We start from the raw sequence: 15135 nt of genomic DNA on the forward strand, positions 1-15135 counted from the left end.
CGAGCGTTCCGCAGGGGGTGCCGCCGTGGCCGCTGATCCGTCCGTGCCGACCGCCGGAGACCCGCCCGAGGAGGGCGTCTCACTCCACCTGCTCGGCGGCTTCCGCCTCCTCCGCGAGGCGGTGCCGGTCGTGGTGCCGCGCGGGCTGCAACGGGTGATCGCTCTGATCGGGCTCCGCCCCGGCGCCACCCGCAGCCAACTCGCCGGGCTGCTCTGGCCCGACGTGTCGGAGGAACGGGCGCTGTCCTCCCTGCGTACCGCCCTGTGGCGGCTCCGACAGGACCCGTGCTGCCCGATGACCGTGGCCAGCGACACCGTACGCCTCGACCCGGCCGTCCGGCTCGACGTGGACGACCTGGTCGGCACCGCCGCCCGGGTCCGCGACGGCGACGACCCCCGCACCGCGGCCGGGGCGCTCGCCGCCGGGCGGCACGACCTCCTCCCTGGCTGGTACGACGACTGGGTGCTGCTGGACCGGGAGCGCCTGCGCCAGCTCCGCCTGCACATGCTGGAAGAGGTGGCGGGGCATCACCTGGCGGCGGGGCGGCACGGTGAGGCCCTCGAAGCCGCGCTGGAGGCGATGGCCGCCGAGCCGTTACGGGAGACGCCACACCGGCTGGTGGTCCGCATCCACCTGGCCGAGGGCAACGCCTTCGAGGCCGTGCACGCCTTCTACGTCTACCGGGACCTTCTCCGCCGGGAGCTGAGGCTGGAGCCGAGCCCCGCCATGAGCGCCCTGCTCGACGACACCCTCGCCCCGATCCGCCAGGCCAGCCGCGACGCCATCACCGACCGCCCGTCACCGGCCGCTCGGCGAGCGTGACGGCGCCGCCCGTCACCGGCCGTTCGGCGTACGTGACGGTGACGTGACAGGCGCTGCGGCACGGTGGGCGCTCAGAGCACGTGGCACCGATCCCCCCGAGGGTCGGGAAGGCCACCGGCGGAAGGGGTCCCATGAGTCGTCTACTGATCGTCAGCCGGATCATCCCGGGAGCGGAAGGGCGGGTCGCGCAGATCTTCGCCGAATCCGACGCCACCGAACTCCCCGGCCTGACCGGCGTCACGCACCGATCCCTGTACTGCCTGCACGACCTGTGCGTACACCTGCTGGAGACCTCGGACGACGTCGACCCGGACGCGCTCGCGGCGGCCCGCAACCACCCGCTCTTCCAACAGGTCAACGAGCGGCTCTCCGCGCACACGTCGCCGTACCTGCCGACCTGGCGCTCCCCCCGGGACGCGATCGCCGGCTGCTTCTACCGGTGGGACGCCACCGACGCGCCCGCAGCGCGCCCAGCCAACACCGACACGCCCGCCGCGCGCCCAGCCAGCACCGACGCGCCCGCCGCGCGCCCAGCCAGCACCGACGCGCCCGCCGGGCGCACCGCCAGCACCGAGGTGCCCGGAGCGCGCCCGGCCAGCACCGAGACACCCGCCGCACACCCGGCCGGCTGACATGTCCGCCGCGCCGCCGCACGTCCTGATCATCGGCGCGGGCACGGGCGGGCTGTGCCTGGCGCACGGTCTGCGCCGCGCCGGGATCAGCGTCGCCGTCTACGAACGACACCGCGACCGCGCCGAGGGGCTGCTCGGCTACCGGGTCGGCATCGGCCCCACCGGTAGCCGGGCGCTGCGGGAGTGTCTGCCCCCGGAGCTGTTCGCCACCTTCCTGGCCACCTGCGCCCGGCCGCCGCACTACTTCAACGTCGTCACCCAGGGGCTCCGGCAGACCGCGTCGTTCGCGCTGCGGCCGAGCGCCGACCCGGTGCGTACCGAACACTCGGTGGCCCGGATGGTGCTGCGCCAGGTGCTGTTGACCGGCCTGGAGGACGTGGTGCACTTCGACAAGACCTTCACCCGGTACGAGCAGCGCGACGACGGCACGGTCACCGCGCACTTCGCCGACGGCACCAGCGCCACCGGCGACCTGCTGGTGGCGGCCGACGGCACCCACTCCGCCGTACGCCGCCAGTACCTGCCGCACGCCGTCATCCGCGACGCCGGGACGATCAACATCGCCACCCGGATCCCGCTGACCCCGCACACCCGCGGTCTCATTCCGGAGCGGGTCCAGCAGGGCATCTCGCTGATCTTCGGCGTCGGCGGGATGATGGGCGTGCTGCACGTCATGGAGTTCAAGTGGGACGCCGACCGGGCGATCAAACCTGGCGTCAGCGAGGCCGACGCCGCCCGGCTCCGAGACTGGCCCGGCCTGGCCCACGACACCACCACCGACAACATCAACCTGATCATCTGGAGTGCGGCCAACCGGTTCCCGGCCGACGTCATGCAACGCCGCGGCGGGGACCTGGTGCAGGTCGCCCTGGACCTCACCTCGAACTGGCACCCGCACCTACGGGAACTGCTCGCCCACGCGGACCCGGCCAGCGCCCTACCGATCAAAGTGTCCACCTCCGAGCCGGTGCCGCCCTGGAAGAGCAGCACCGTCACCATGCTCGGTGACGCCATCCACACCATGACCCCGGGCCGCGGCGTGGGCGCGAACACCGCCCTACGCGACGCCCGCCTGCTCTGCGCACAGCTCAGCCGCGCCACCACCGGTGACAAGACCCTGCTCCAGGCGGTCGCCGACTACGAGGCCGTGATGGCACCGTACGGCTTCGCGCGCGTCGCCGAATCGTTGAATCGCAGCGGCACCAACGGCGACGACCGGATGTACCGCCCGGTGGTGGGTCGGCTCGCGCTGCTCGGCGCGCGCGGCTACTTCGGAGTGACCAGCCGGGTACCACGGCTCCGCCGCCGTTTCGTCGACGACTTCCACACCTACGAAGGCGACCGGGACTGAACCCCGCATCGCCCGACCCGGGCTCGGCGTCCCGCGCCGGGCCCGGGTCGCATCATGTGCGCGCGCTCATGCCCGGCCGGTCCCGCCGCGGCCCGTTCCATGCCCGGCCTTGCCGGGTCCCGGTCTTTCCGGTCCTCGTCTCAACGGGTCGGGTTCTGATGGGGTTGGGCAACGCTGTGTCACCCGGCAGGCACCGGCTGAGGTGGTCGACCCACCCGCAACGCTGTCGGCCGATCCTCTCTCTCGTCGGCAATACGCGTGTGCGAAGCTGCGGCGAGTTTTTCTCGTGACTTTTCCAACGAGCTGAGAGGGAGGTTCGCCGTGGCGTGGTCTTTCGGACACTCGCTGATAGTGGTACTGGCACTGTTGCTGGGCCTGGCCGCCGGGTGGCTGCTGCGCGGCCGGCGGGGCGTACAGGGCAATTCGATAGTGGATGGTGACCCCGTCGCCGGCCTGGCCGTCATCGAAACGGCCACGCCGGCTGCCACCACCGACGAGGCCCGTCCTGTGGCCGCCGTCGACCCGGCGCCCACCGCGGTCGCCGACGAGCCGGTGCCGGTCGACACGATCAGCGCGCCAGCCGCGGTGACCGGACCAGACGGTCCCACGCCGGTGCCCGTGCCGGCGGACGCCCCGAGCACCGTCGACCCGGCGGACATGGCGCTGACCGAGGATCCGCCGCCGGTACCGACGACCGAGCAGTCCGACGCTGATGAGCTGCGGCAGGAATCGGCCCCCGAGCCGGTCACGGTCGACGAGCAGCCCACCCCGGCGGCCGTGGTCGCTCCCCGCAAGCCCGCGGACGACCTCCCGCCCGCCGACACGGCACGGCTCGACACGACGCCGACGGAAAACACTCCGGTCGACGACGCGGCGGTCGCGGCCCCGGCCGACACCACGACGGCGGCCGACGATGCGTCGGTCTCCGTCGGTGCGGCCGACGATGCGCAGACCAAGGCCACGGCGGTCGACCCGACGCCCGCAGAGCCGCAGGCGATCGCCGAGCCATCTGCTGCCGAGCCGGTGCACGCCGACTCCGTGAACGCCGAGCCGGTGTCCGCCGACCCGGCGGCTGCCGCCGAGGAGACGGAACGGTCGGCGGTGGCCACGCCTCCGGTCAGGCCGAGCGCCGCCGCGACCCCTCCGGTCCGTTCGGCCGCCGACACCGCGATCAGCAGCGTCGACACCGACCCGACGGGCCCGGCCGACGACTTCCGCCGGATTCAGGGGATCGGGCCGAAGATGGCCGCAGCGTTGCAGGACGCTGGCGTGCGCACGTACGGCCAACTCGGCGAGTTGGACGAGCCGGCCCTGCGTGACCTGATCCGGGCCGCCGGCCTGCGCGCCGCACCCGGGCTGGCCAGCTGGCCGCAGCAGGCACGCGTGCTCGCGGGTGCCGGCGACGAGATGGCCGCGGTGCTGCCGAACGGCAACCAGGCCTGACCGCCTGGCATTCGAGCCCTCGGCAGCCGTTGACCACGACGGCGAGCCGGGGGCTCGGCCGTGTCCGCCGGAGATCCTCCGACGCCAACCGCCCGCCGCAGGTGGCCCCGCTGGCGCGACCAGGCTGGACGGGTTGATCACCGCCGTCCGGAAGGCGTCGCCGCGGTCCCCGGGGATAAGGCCGGACTACGACACCCCGTACGTCTTCTGAACCCGATCCGGCTCCACGGACGGCGGCGCGTCGTCGTCGGAGGACTCGGCCGCATCGCCACGCGGTGACCGGAAGGCCCAGGTCGGAGTCGCCGTGTAGTGCTCCCACCGCACGAGCATGAGCGCAACCATCGCGACCAGCATCAGCACGTGACCGATCGCCGACAGGGCCGCGCCGCCGATCCACGGCGACAGCAGCACGAACGGTGCCACCATCGCCGCCGTCATCTCGCCGATCATCCTCAGGCCGTGTCTGCGGACCGCCATCCACACCGCCATGCCGACGGCCATGTCGAGTGCCATGACCAGGGTCGCCGCCGTCGGCCGTTGGTCGGTGACCGGATCCCACACCGGGCCCAGCAGCATCATCCCGGCGAGCATGGCGACGAGCATCTCGACCAGGTGCCGCAGCCAGTTCCGCAGCCGCGGCAACCGGGCCAGAGCGGCACGGGCCAAGGCGTACAGGATGCCGCCGGCCACCATCGCCAGCGCCATCAGCAGGACGGGGGACCACGGAACCGCAGGACCGGTCACGTCGTCGGGCCGGTACTCGAGGGTCTTGGCCACCCACCGGGCCGTCGGCGCATCGGTCGTGGCGGCCAGATCGCGCAGGGTGCCGTCGAACGGGAACCCGCCGCGGCTGTGGACGTACACCGGCTTCCGCGCCGCGTCCACTGCATGGGTACGGGCGGCGTCGAGGCCGGGGACCAGCAGCCGCTCGTAGCCGTCGGTGACCGCGGTCCGCGGGATGAACGTCAGTCCGTGTCGGGACCGGATCGGTTGCCCGTCGGCGGTGACGGAGGTGAGTCGCGCGACGTACGACAGCTGGGTGTAGGTGCGGAACACCGACGCCAGTTCGATCTCGCCGACGCCCGGCGTCAGCAGTACCCCGGCCCGCACCGGGTTACGGAAGCCCACATTGAGCAGGGCGACCGCGTCTGCCGGTGCGGGATGAGCGGCGTCGATCGATGCGGGGCCTCCCGGATGGTAGGCGGGCCACCGCACTGCGACCGCGGCCTGCCGGGCGACGTCGACGCCGTGGTCGCGCTCGAGGATGCGCAGCGCACCATCCACTCCGGACAGCACGGCGGCGGTCGTAATGATGCGGCCGTCGTCCACGTACCGGACGCCGCGCGTCCACCGCACGTCCGGGTACTGCCGCTCGAGACCGTAGAGGGCGAGCCAGTTGCTCGTCGCGGGCCGGTCGGCGAGCAGGCCGGTGCGGGCCAGCAGCCCGGTGCCGGCGCAGACAGCCAGGATCCGGGCCCCGTTGGCGTAGCGTTGCCGCAGCCAGTCCACGGCCGGCTGCACCTGCGGGGAACCGGCCTCCTGGACCTCCGGCACCACGATCCAGTCGACGTCGCCGACATCGGCGAACGTATGGTCGGGCACCAGGTCGAGACCGCCGGTCAACGGGACCGGGGCACGGCTCTCGGCGACGGTCACGACCCGGTAGCGGCCGGACACCGCGAGGGTCTCGAACGGGGCGAGCACGTCGGCCGCGTTGGCTCCGGCCGGTCCGAGCAGCACCGCGACGGTCGGTCGCGGATCGGTGACCGCGGCGCCCGGCGAGGACAGCGGGAACGGGCGAGGCGCCGGGTAGACGGCGTCGACCGCGTCGACCGCGTGGATCACGCCCACAGCGGTGGCAGCGGCCAGCCCGGCGAACAGGACGGCGAGAGAACGGCGGATTCGCATGTCGCCGATGGTGTCCGCCTGCCGGGTCACGGTGCCCGTGCCGAACGTCACGGTCGAGGTCATGACCTGATTGACTTCGGCGGACGGGCACCTGCACGCTGCAGACGTGGAACGCTTCCTGTGGATGCTGGCGGTCGGCGCGTACGCCGTGTTGGTCCTGGAAGCCGTCGCCGCTCCGAACCCGTGGCCGGCGATCGCGACCGGCGCGGCGTTCACCGCTCTTGTCATCGCCGGGTCGTGGCTGCTGTCGGGGCGGCCTCGGGGCTGGTGGGCCGGGTACGTGTTGGTGGAGATTGGGCTCGGACTCGTCATGTTCGGCGCAGCCCACGCCTCGTGGGGCGGCACCCTGCTGCTCATCGTGCTGGTCGTCCAGGCCGCGCAGCTCCTGCCGCTGCGCGTTGCCGTCGTCGTGGCGCTCGTGGTCCCGTTCGGGCACGCCGGTATGGACCTCGGCAAGGGTCTGCGGGAAGGTGCCGGCATGCTGGTGGCCGCGCTCATGGCGCTGGTCGTGGCCCGGCTCCTTCGCCGCGAACGGCAGACCCGCCTCGAACTGGTCCTGGCCAACGAACAACTGGCGGAGCTGGCCACCACCCAGGAACGCAACCGTGTCGCCCGCGACATCCACGACGGACTCGGGCACTACCTGACGACGGTACAGATGCAGATCCGGGCCGGCCGGGCACTGCTCGGCCGCGACCCGCAACGCGCCGACGCGGTCCTCGCCCAGGCGGAGGACCAGGCCAAGGAGGCCCTGTCGGAGGTGCGGCGGTCGGTGTCAGCGTTGCGGGCGCCGCGGCTGCCGCTGCAGGACCGGGTGGAGCGCCTGGCCCGGGAGACGTCGCAGTCCGGGTTGCCGACCACCAGCGAGGCCCGGGGCGCATCCCGTGCGCTGCCGCCGGAGGTGGAGGAGACCCTGTACCGGGCTGCGCAGGAGGGACTGACGAACGTCCGCCGGCACGCCCAGGCTTCGCAGGCGCATGTGCTGCTGGAGTACGACCCCGCCGAGGTCCGGGTCGTCGTCGGCGACGACGGATGCGGAGACGCGCCCGGTCCGTCCGGCGGGTTCGGGCTGACCGGCCTGCGCGAACGGGTGACCGGGCTGGGCGGCACGGTGGTGCTTGACTCGGTGCCCGGTCAGGGCTCAACGCTCACCGTGACGGCTCCCGCATGATCCGGGTGCTGCTCGCCGACGACCAGCGGCTGTTCCGCGAGGCCCTCGCACTGCTGCTGTCGGTTCAGGACGACGTCCAGGTGGTCGGCGAGGCGGCCGACGGCGCGCAGGCCGTCGAACTGACCGGACGGGCGTCACCGGACGTGGTGCTGATGGACCTGCGGATGCCGGTGATGGACGGGCCGACCGCCACCCGGCATATTCGCACGAACCACCCCGAGGTCCAGGTGATCGCCCTGACCACGTTCGACGACGACGCCGACGTGTTCTCCGCGATCCGGGCCGGGGCGATCGGGTACCTGCTCAAGGACGCCTCCTCGGAACGGCTGATGGAGGCCGTCCGCGCCGCCGTGCGCGGCGAATCAGTCCTTGAACCAGGCGTGGCCGCCAAACTGGTGTTCCGGGTGGCGCAGCTGCCGGAGCCGGCCCCCGATCCGCTCATCGCACCGCTCTCCGGGCGCGAGCTTGACGTCGTGCGGTTGCTGGCAGGTGGGCGCAGCAACCGGGAGATCGCCTCGGCGCTGTTCCTGGCCGAGGGGACCGTGAAGAACCACGTGACCAATGCCCTGGCCAAACTCGGTGCACGCGACCGTACCCAGGCTGCATTGCGTGCTCGTGAACTGGGACTGCTCTGAGCGCCGTCACGCTCTGCTGCGGAGCGTCCCAAGGGATGAACGGTCCATGTCCAGACCCCGGCTGGGTGATGGAGGCGTAGTGGGTTCGGCCCGCCAGCGTTCGTGGTTCAGGTGCACGAGTCGACCCGTCGGAGCGGCAGTGCGCGGGTGACGCCCAGCCTCAGGCGCGCAGCTCGGCCGCGAGGTCGCCGATCGCCGCGATCGCGTACCGCTGCATGCCCGGGCCGAAGGTGATGCGTGTCGCGCCCTTCCGGCCCAGCTCGGCCACGGACTCCCGGTCCGGTCCGGCGGCCATGTTGATCGGCCCGGAGATGCCCTCGCGCAGCTGCGGGAGCACCTGCGGCGGCGCCAGGATCGGATAGACGCAGTCGGCGCCGGCCGCCACGTAGAGGCGGGCGCGTTCCACCGCGTCGGCCGGGTCACCCGTCCCGACCAGGAACGTGTCGACGCGGGCGTTGATGAAGAGCGCGTCGCCGGCCTCCGCGCGTACCTCGGCCAGCCAGTCGGCGTGCCGCCGCGGGTCCTTGAGGGTGGCGTGCCCCTCCGAGTCCTCCAGGTTGCAGCCGACGGCGCCGGCCTCCAACAGCCGCCCGACCAGCTCGCGGGGGGCGAGGCCGTAGCCGCCCTCGACGTCAGCGGACACGGGTACGGACACCGCGCGGACGATGCGCGCGACCGCCGCGAACATCTCGTCCGGCGGGGTCGCGCCGTCCTCGTAGCCGAGCGAGGCGGCGACACCCGCGCTCGGGGTGGCGAGCGCGGGGTAACCGGCGTCGGCCAGCACCCGGGCGCTGGCCGCGTCCCAGGGTCCCGGCAGAACGAGCGGGTCACCGGCGGCACGGTCGTGGTGCAGGGCACGGAAGGTGGCGGCTGTCATCGTTGTGGTCTCCCGACGGGGCTGCGAAAGAGCGGGGCTCAGGCGGTGTATCCGCCGTTGGAGTCAAGCACGGAGCCGGTGATGTACGAGGCCGCGGGGTTGGCCAGGAACGCGCTGGCCGCGGCGGTCTCGGCGGGGTCGCTGACCCGTTGGATCGCCAGGCTGGACACCATGCCCTTGAGCATCTCCGGGGACGGCGGTTCCATCCCGGTCGGCGTCAGCCCGGCCTGCACCATGTTGACGGTGATGCCGCGCGGCGCCAGGTCGCGGGCGGCGCCCCGGGTGTAGCCGACCAGCCCGGCCTTGGTCGCGGCGTAGTCGGCGAGACCGGGTACCCCGACGCGGGTGCCGATTCCCGACCGGCAAGAGGCTGAGTCATGAGCTGCTCCCCAGGTGACAGGTTATGGACTGGTCGGTCCACCATACGTTTGGTGGACCGCACGGTCAATAATTGCTACGCTGGTCACATGGCCAGGCCACGGCAGTTCGACGAGGAACAGGTGATCCGCGCCGTCCGGGACCAGTTCTGGGACGCCGGCTACGCGGCGACCTCGCTGGAGGACCTGGTGCGCGTCAGCGGGCTGGGCAAGGGCAGCCTCTACGGCGCCTTCGGCGACAAACACCGGCTGTTCCTGCGGGCACTGCGGGAATACACCGACACCAGCGGCGGCCACCTTCGCGAGATGCTCGCGTCCACTCCCCGCGCCCTGGACGCGCTGCGCGCGTTCGTCATGGCGCCGGTGGACGACCCGGGTGGAGCTGCCGCCCGGCGCGGTTGCCTGATGGCCAACAGCACATATGAGCTGGCTACCACCGACCCCGACGTGCTCGCCGAGGCCCGGCGCACCTACGAGGCGACGACCGCCCTGGTCGCCGAGTGCGTCGAGCGGGCCCAGGACGAGGGTGACCTGCGGCGCGACGTCGACCCGGTCGAGACGGCGCGCGGTCTGCTCGCCGCGCAGCAGGGGCTGGTGTTCATGGGGCGGACCGGGCTGGACATCGACACCCTGACCGCGACGGCCCGCAGTCTCGCCGCCACGCTGCTACCGGACGCCTGACACCGCCCGACCGGGGGCGCGGGCTTATTTGATCTTGCGGGTGGACCGGACCACAATGTTCTCGTACTCCGGGTGCTTGACCAGCCAGTCGGCGATGAACGGGCAGATCGGCACGACCGTCCGGCCCTTGCTCCGCGCGTCGTCCAGCACGGCCCGCGCCAGCGTCGACCCGACGCCTTTGCCCTCGTACGCCGGGTCGACCTCGGTATGGGTGTAGGCGATGATGGAGCCGGTCAGCTGGTAGGTGACGAACCCGACGACCGTGCCCGCCTCGTCGCGCGCCTCGAAACGCTCCCGCGCCGGCGCGTCTGTCACGGTGAACTGCACTCGACCATCCAACCACCCGGCCCGGCGGCGCTCCCCGCGAGGCCGGCAGGGGACGCCATCGCGCGCGCATTGTCTCGGCCGAAACGGGAAACGCAACGCCGCCGGGCACCGGGAAGCAGGGCCGCCGGGCATACCGTGGGAGGAGACCCGCCACCATGACGAATTCATCGACGGACGGCGGCTTCGCCGTCGTCGAGATGTTCACGTCCCAGGGCTGCAACAGTTGCCCTCCCGCGGAGGAGTTGCTGAGCGAGATCGAACGCGACGCGCGGGCTCGGGGCCAGAACGTCTTCACTCTCGGGTTCCATGTCGACTACTGGGACGATCTGGGGTGGCCCGACCAGTTCGCGGACGCGACGTACACCGCGCGGCAGGAGGCGTACGCCCGCGCGCTCGGTACCCGAGGTCTGTACACCCCGCAGATGGTCGTCAACGGCACCGTCGAGTTCGTCGGCTCCGATCGCCGCCGGGCGGCCGGCGCGATCATGTCCGCCATGGCCGCGACCGCCACCACACCACTGGCGCTCTCCATCGCCAACCTCGGCAACGACCGCGTGATGGTGGACTACCGGACCGAACAGCCGCCGGAGCGCGCGGTGTTGCACGTGGCGGTCGTGGAACGGGATCTGACCAGCGAGATCGCCCGGGGGGAGAACGCCGGACGGACGCTACGGCAGGACAACGTCGTACGCGCCTTCAGGTCGGTGGGCCTGGACGCCGAGCGGGGGCAGGTGGAGCTGGCGACACCGCCCGGCCTCGATCCGCGGAGCGCCAGCGTGGTGGGCTACGTTCAGGAGAGCGGCGAGCGGGCCATCGTCAGCGCCACGGCCGTCGAGCTGTCCACCGCGTAATCTCGGCGCATGCGGATGGCGCGCGGTGCGAGGAGGTTCGGTGGCTGACGCGGACGACGTACGCCGGGTGGCGCTGGCCCTGCCGCACACCGTGGAGATTCCCAGTGACGGCTTCGACTTCCGGGTGGCCGACAAGGGCTTCGTCTGGTCCTACCCGGAGCGGATACCGGGCAAGCCCCGGGTGATCCGGCTCGACATCGCGGTGCTGTTCGTCGGCGACGAGGCCGAGAAGCAGGCTCTCCTGCTCGGGGAGCCCGAGGTCTTCTTCACCACGTCCGGCTACCACGGCCTGCCTCTGGTGCTGGTGCGCCTGGCGGCGGTCGACCTGGACCGGCTGACCGAGCTGGTGACCGACGCGTGGCGGATGCGTGTGCCGGACGCGCTGTTGAGCGACCATGCGGGCGGACTGCCGGGCGACCGTGCGGGCGTCGGCAAATAGCGACATCAGCACGCAACGGGTTGGACACATTGACGGGGATCTCGGTACTCCATTACCGTTGCCGAGAGAGCGCTCTCTCACCTGACCTTCCCCCCAATTCAGACGCATAGCGCTGGACCCGGCAAGGGCCGCACCCGGCGCGCGCGATGGAGGCACGATGAAACCTCCCGTCCCCCACCGCCGATGGGCCCTGGCCGCCGCCACCGCGCTGGCCCTGGTCGTCGGCGGCCTCGCGATCCCCGTCACCCGTGCGGCCGAAGCCGCACCCGTCGGCGCGGGCAGTTACACCACCACCCCGGTCGGCCCGCTCCCCAGCGGCTGCGGCGCGATGTCCAGCAACCCCCGGCAGTTCGCCACCGCCAACGCGCCCGCCGGGCCGATTCCCACCAACGACTGGTGGTCCTCACTGCTGTGGAAGCGCACCGACTGCTCCTTCAGCGAGCCGCTGCACGCCCACCCGATCTCGTACGACACCTTCGGTGACGGGCTCGGCTTCTCCGCCAACTCCACCCCCGCCATCAGCGGCACCGCCACCGGGGTCGGCGAGTTCCACTACCCGTACGTGCAGGACATCCGGGTCGGGGTGGCGGGCCTCGCCGCACCCCAGGTGCGGGTCGACGGGTGGACGGACTGGACGGTCAGCCCGCACTGGAGTGACGGCACGCGCACCATGCGCGCGACCATCGGCCACGGGCTGCCCTTCGCGTACTTCCAGACCACCGGTGGGAACGCGCAGATCAGCACCGCCGGCACCCCCGACGTGTGGTCCAACAGTGGTGCCACCATCGGCTTCCGGGTCAACGGCCACGACTACGTCGGGTTCGCGCCCAGCGGTGCCAGCTGGACCGTGGCGTCCGGGCGGATCTCGTCCACCCTGGCCGGTCGGGGTTACTTCTCGGTCGCCCTGCTTCCGCCGACGTCGAGCGCGACGGAGCGCGCCGCACTGGCCGCGACCTACGGCCAGTACGCGCACGCCCACGTGACAGGCACCCAGGTCTCGTACGCCTACAACCCCGCGACCAGCGGTCTCACCACCACGTACGCGTTCACCACCACCGCCCGGGAGGGCACCGCCACGCAGACCGTGGTCAGCCTCTACCCGCACCAGTGGAAGTCGCTGAGCGGCTCCACCGCGATCACGCCGACCTACCCGTCGGCTCGCGGCCGGATGAAGGTGCTCACCGGCGTCAACCAGTTCCGCACCGCCATGAAGTTCCAGGGCATCCTGCCGGAGTTGCCGGCCGTCGGCGACGGCAGCGGTGGTGACCTGGCGACGCTCACCGGGCACCTGGCCGCCACCCGCGCCAACCCGATGGACCAACGCGGCAACGACACCTACTGGACCGGCAAGGGGCTCGGCCGGGCCGCGCGGATCGCCGAGATCGCCGACCAGGTCAACGACACCACGACGCGCGACAGCGCGCTGAACGCGATTCGCAGCACGCTCACCGACTGGTTCACCGCGTCCAGCGGCAAGACCAGCCGGGTCTTCTACTACGACAACAACTGGGGCACCCTGATCGGCTACCCGGCGTCGTACGGGTCCGACCAGGAGCTCAACGACCACCACTTCCACTACGGCTACTACATCGCCGCCGCCGCGACCCTCGCGAAGTTCGACCCGGCCTGGGCGGCCACCAGCCGCTACGGCGGGATGGTCGACCTGCTGATCCGGGACGCCAACAACTACCGTCGCGACGACACCCGCTTCCCGTACCTGCGGGACTTCGACATCTACGCCGGGCACGACTGGGCGTCCGGGCACGGTTCCTTCGGCTCGGGCAACAACCAGGAGTCCTCGTCCGAGGGGATGAACTTCGCGAGCGCCCTGATCCAGTGGGGGCAGACGACCGGCGACACCGCTGTCCGGGACGCGGGTGTCTTCCTCTACACCACGCAGGCCGCGGCGATCCAGGAGTACTGGTTCGACGTCAGCGACCAGAACTTTCCCGCCGCCTTCGGGCACTCGACGGTCGGCATGGTCTGGGGCGACGGCGGCGCGTACGCCACCTGGTTCAGTGGCGAGCCGGAGATGATCCAGGGCATCAACCTGCTGCCGGTCACCGGCGGGCACCTCTACCTGGGCAACAACCCGGCGTACGTGCGGACCAACTACGCCGAACTCGTCCGCAACAACGGCGGGCAACCGACCGTGTGGCAGGACATCCTCTGGCAGTTCCAGGCCCTCGGCGATCCCGACGCGGCGCTGGCGAACCTCCGCGCGAACCCCGGCTACACCCCGGAGGAGGGCGAGAGCCGGGCACACACCTTCCACTGGATCCGCAACCTCGCGGCCCTGGGCAATGTCGACACGACGGTGACCGGAAACCACCCACTGTCGGCGGTGTTCTCGCGCAACGGGGCGCGCACCTACGTGGCGTCGAACCCGACGGCGACGCCGATCACTGTGACGTTCTCCAACGGCACCACGCTCGCCGTGGGCGCCGGCAAGACGGCCACCACCGGGGCGTACACCTGGAGTGGCGGCAACGCGGCCGGCGGTGTCCCTCCGACGACGCCGACGGACCCCCCACCGACGACCGACCCGCCGACGAACCCGGGCAACCCGACGCGGTACCTGCTGCCCGGGGGCGGGTTGGGCGCCGCCGGTAGCGCGGCCACGACGACGGTCGCGGCGGCGAACGGAAACCACGACGGTACGCCCACCAACGCCCAGGTCTTCACGGCGACCGGCCTCAACCTCGCCTACGCCGGCGGGCAGACCGCGTTCGACCTGTTCGTGGACGCCGGGACGGCGGTCGGCAACGGCGTGCAGGTGCGGATCTCCTACGACCTGACCGGCAACGGCAGTTGGGACCGGGTGGAGACGGGGCGCTACTTCGCCACCGACCCGGTCACCGGCTACGAGCACTACACCCAGAGCGCCGGCCTGTCCTCGGCCACCGGCACGTTGGGCGCGCTGAGCAACGGCACGGTCCGGGTGGAGGTCTGGTCGGCGATCGGCAACAACCCGACCACGGTGGGCATCGGCAACCAGTCGGTGCTGCGGCTGCCGTACTCCTGATCGATCGTCCGTCGCGACACGATGTCGGCCGGTGTGGAGGACCAGGATCGGTCCCCCACACCGGCCGACGTGTGCGGTCAGTCAGTCGTTGTCAGGAAGCGGTGCAGGTGGGCGTGATGCCGGCCCCACTGCCCGTGCCCTGGAACCCGAACTCGGTGACCTGGCCCGCGCCGAGTCGGCCGTTGTAGTCCACGTTGGCGAACCGCACCGTGCCGGTGGAGCCACTGGCCGTCGCGCTCCAGGTGTTGGTGACACTGGCACCACTCGCGAGCGTCACGCCGACGTTCCACCCGTTCGTTCCGGCGGAACCGGCGGTCACCTTCACGGTGGCCACGAACCCACCGTTCCACGAGTTCAGTGACACCGACGCCGAGCAGCCATCCGGCGTTCCCGGCGGCGGGGTGGTGGGCGGCGGGTCCGTGGGCGGAGGGGTCGTCGGCGGCGGGTCCGTGGGCGGCGGCGTGGTGGGAATGGCCGGGCCGGCGTTGAGGGCGTTCAGAACGGCGGTGTACGCGGCCTTCTTGTTGCCGTTGCAGTCGAACAGCAGGGCGTTGTCGGACCCACGCCACGAGTCGCAGTCCCGCACACCCCAGGT

14 protein-coding genes and 1 pseudogene are annotated in these 15135 nt (G+C 71.9%); 10 read left to right on the top strand and 5 right to left on the bottom strand.

Features of this window, described 5'->3' with window-relative positions; translation table 11 throughout:
• The first annotated feature begins 25 nt into the window (after positions 1-25).
• From ACIBD9_RS24575 to ACIBD9_RS24590, 4 genes and pseudogenes are all read left to right on the top strand, one after another.
• Entirely contained in the window at positions 26-823 is a 798-nt protein-coding gene (locus tag ACIBD9_RS24575) for a BTAD domain-containing putative transcriptional regulator (protein WP_396721178.1), read from the top strand.
• A 131-nt stretch (positions 824-954) separates the two neighbouring features.
• A pseudogene (locus ACIBD9_RS24580) lies at positions 955-1299 on the top strand (TcmI family type II polyketide cyclase); the annotation flags it as partial.
• A gap of 157 nt (positions 1300-1456) precedes the next feature.
• A complete protein-coding gene (locus ACIBD9_RS24585; protein WP_396721180.1) occupies positions 1457-2806 on the top strand; it encodes an FAD-dependent oxidoreductase in 1350 nt (449 codons plus the stop codon).
• Between the two features lie 351 nt (positions 2807-3157).
• Complete coding sequence (locus ACIBD9_RS24590) at positions 3158-4249, top strand: hypothetical protein (RefSeq protein WP_396721182.1); 1092 nt, start codon at positions 3158-3160, stop codon at positions 4247-4249.
• A 186-nt stretch (positions 4250-4435) separates the two neighbouring features.
• Here ACIBD9_RS24590 and ACIBD9_RS24595 read toward each other — a convergent pair whose 3' ends face one another.
• Positions 4436-6220 carry a DJ-1/PfpI family protein gene (locus ACIBD9_RS24595; RefSeq protein WP_396721184.1) on the bottom strand — a complete coding sequence of 595 codons (1785 nt, stop codon included), beginning with the start codon at positions 6218-6220 and terminating at the stop codon, positions 4436-4438.
• Positions 6221-6263: 43 nt separating this feature from the next.
• On the opposite strand from ACIBD9_RS24595, the gene ACIBD9_RS24600 reads away from it, so the two are divergent.
• Together ACIBD9_RS24600 and ACIBD9_RS24605 are read left to right on the top strand one after the other, a co-directional pair.
• A complete protein-coding gene (locus tag ACIBD9_RS24600; RefSeq protein ID WP_396721186.1) occupies positions 6264-7328 on the top strand; it encodes a sensor histidine kinase in 1065 nt (354 codons plus the stop codon).
• A complete protein-coding gene (locus tag ACIBD9_RS24605; RefSeq protein WP_396721188.1) occupies positions 7325-7963 on the top strand; it encodes a response regulator in 639 nt (212 codons plus the stop codon). Before ACIBD9_RS24600 ends, ACIBD9_RS24605 begins: the two co-directional genes overlap by 4 nt.
• 160 nt (positions 7964-8123) lie before the next feature.
• Here the strand turns inward: ACIBD9_RS24605 and ACIBD9_RS24610 are convergent, their stop codons facing one another.
• Together ACIBD9_RS24610 and ACIBD9_RS24615 are read right to left on the bottom strand one after the other, a co-directional pair.
• Positions 8124-8840, bottom strand: a complete 717-nt coding sequence (locus tag ACIBD9_RS24610) for an isocitrate lyase/phosphoenolpyruvate mutase family protein (RefSeq protein ID WP_396721189.1) — start codon at positions 8838-8840, stop codon at positions 8124-8126.
• A gap of 38 nt (positions 8841-8878) precedes the next feature.
• Positions 8879-9193 (bottom strand): SDR family NAD(P)-dependent oxidoreductase, encoded by a 315-nt coding sequence (locus tag ACIBD9_RS24615; protein ID WP_396721212.1) that lies wholly within the window; start codon positions 9191-9193, stop codon positions 8879-8881.
• A gap of 114 nt (positions 9194-9307) precedes the next feature.
• On the opposite strand from ACIBD9_RS24615, the gene ACIBD9_RS24620 reads away from it, so the two are divergent.
• Positions 9308-9898: a TetR/AcrR family transcriptional regulator gene (locus ACIBD9_RS24620; protein WP_396721191.1), complete on the top strand. Its 591-nt coding sequence runs from the start codon at positions 9308-9310 to the stop codon at positions 9896-9898.
• A gap of 24 nt (positions 9899-9922) precedes the next feature.
• On the opposite strand, the gene ACIBD9_RS24625 is transcribed toward ACIBD9_RS24620, so the two are convergent.
• Positions 9923-10225 carry a GNAT family N-acetyltransferase gene (locus tag ACIBD9_RS24625; protein ID WP_396721192.1) on the bottom strand — a complete coding sequence of 101 codons (303 nt, stop codon included), beginning with the start codon at positions 10223-10225 and terminating at the stop codon, positions 9923-9925.
• Between the two features lie 155 nt (positions 10226-10380).
• On the opposite strand from ACIBD9_RS24625, the gene ACIBD9_RS24630 reads away from it, so the two are divergent.
• From ACIBD9_RS24630 to ACIBD9_RS24640, 3 genes are all read left to right on the top strand, one after another.
• Positions 10381-11076 (top strand): DUF1223 domain-containing protein, encoded by a 696-nt coding sequence (locus ACIBD9_RS24630; protein ID WP_396721194.1) that lies wholly within the window; start codon positions 10381-10383, stop codon positions 11074-11076.
• Between the two features lie 40 nt (positions 11077-11116).
• Complete coding sequence (locus ACIBD9_RS24635; protein ID WP_396721196.1) at positions 11117-11515, top strand: MmcQ/YjbR family DNA-binding protein; 399 nt, start codon at positions 11117-11119, stop codon at positions 11513-11515.
• Between the two features lie 157 nt (positions 11516-11672).
• Positions 11673-14540: a glycosyl hydrolase gene (locus ACIBD9_RS24640; RefSeq protein ID WP_396721198.1), complete on the top strand. Its 2868-nt coding sequence runs from the start codon at positions 11673-11675 to the stop codon at positions 14538-14540.
• Between the two features lie 91 nt (positions 14541-14631).
• Here ACIBD9_RS24640 and ACIBD9_RS24645 read toward each other — a convergent pair.
• Positions 14632-15135 (bottom strand): cellulose binding domain-containing protein (locus ACIBD9_RS24645; protein ID WP_396721200.1); only part of this gene is annotated, 504 nt, incomplete at its 5' end.

This window comes from Micromonospora sp. NPDC050784, from assembly GCF_044456765.1.
GTDB lineage: Bacteria > Actinomycetota > Actinomycetes > Mycobacteriales > Micromonosporaceae > Micromonospora > Micromonospora foliorum.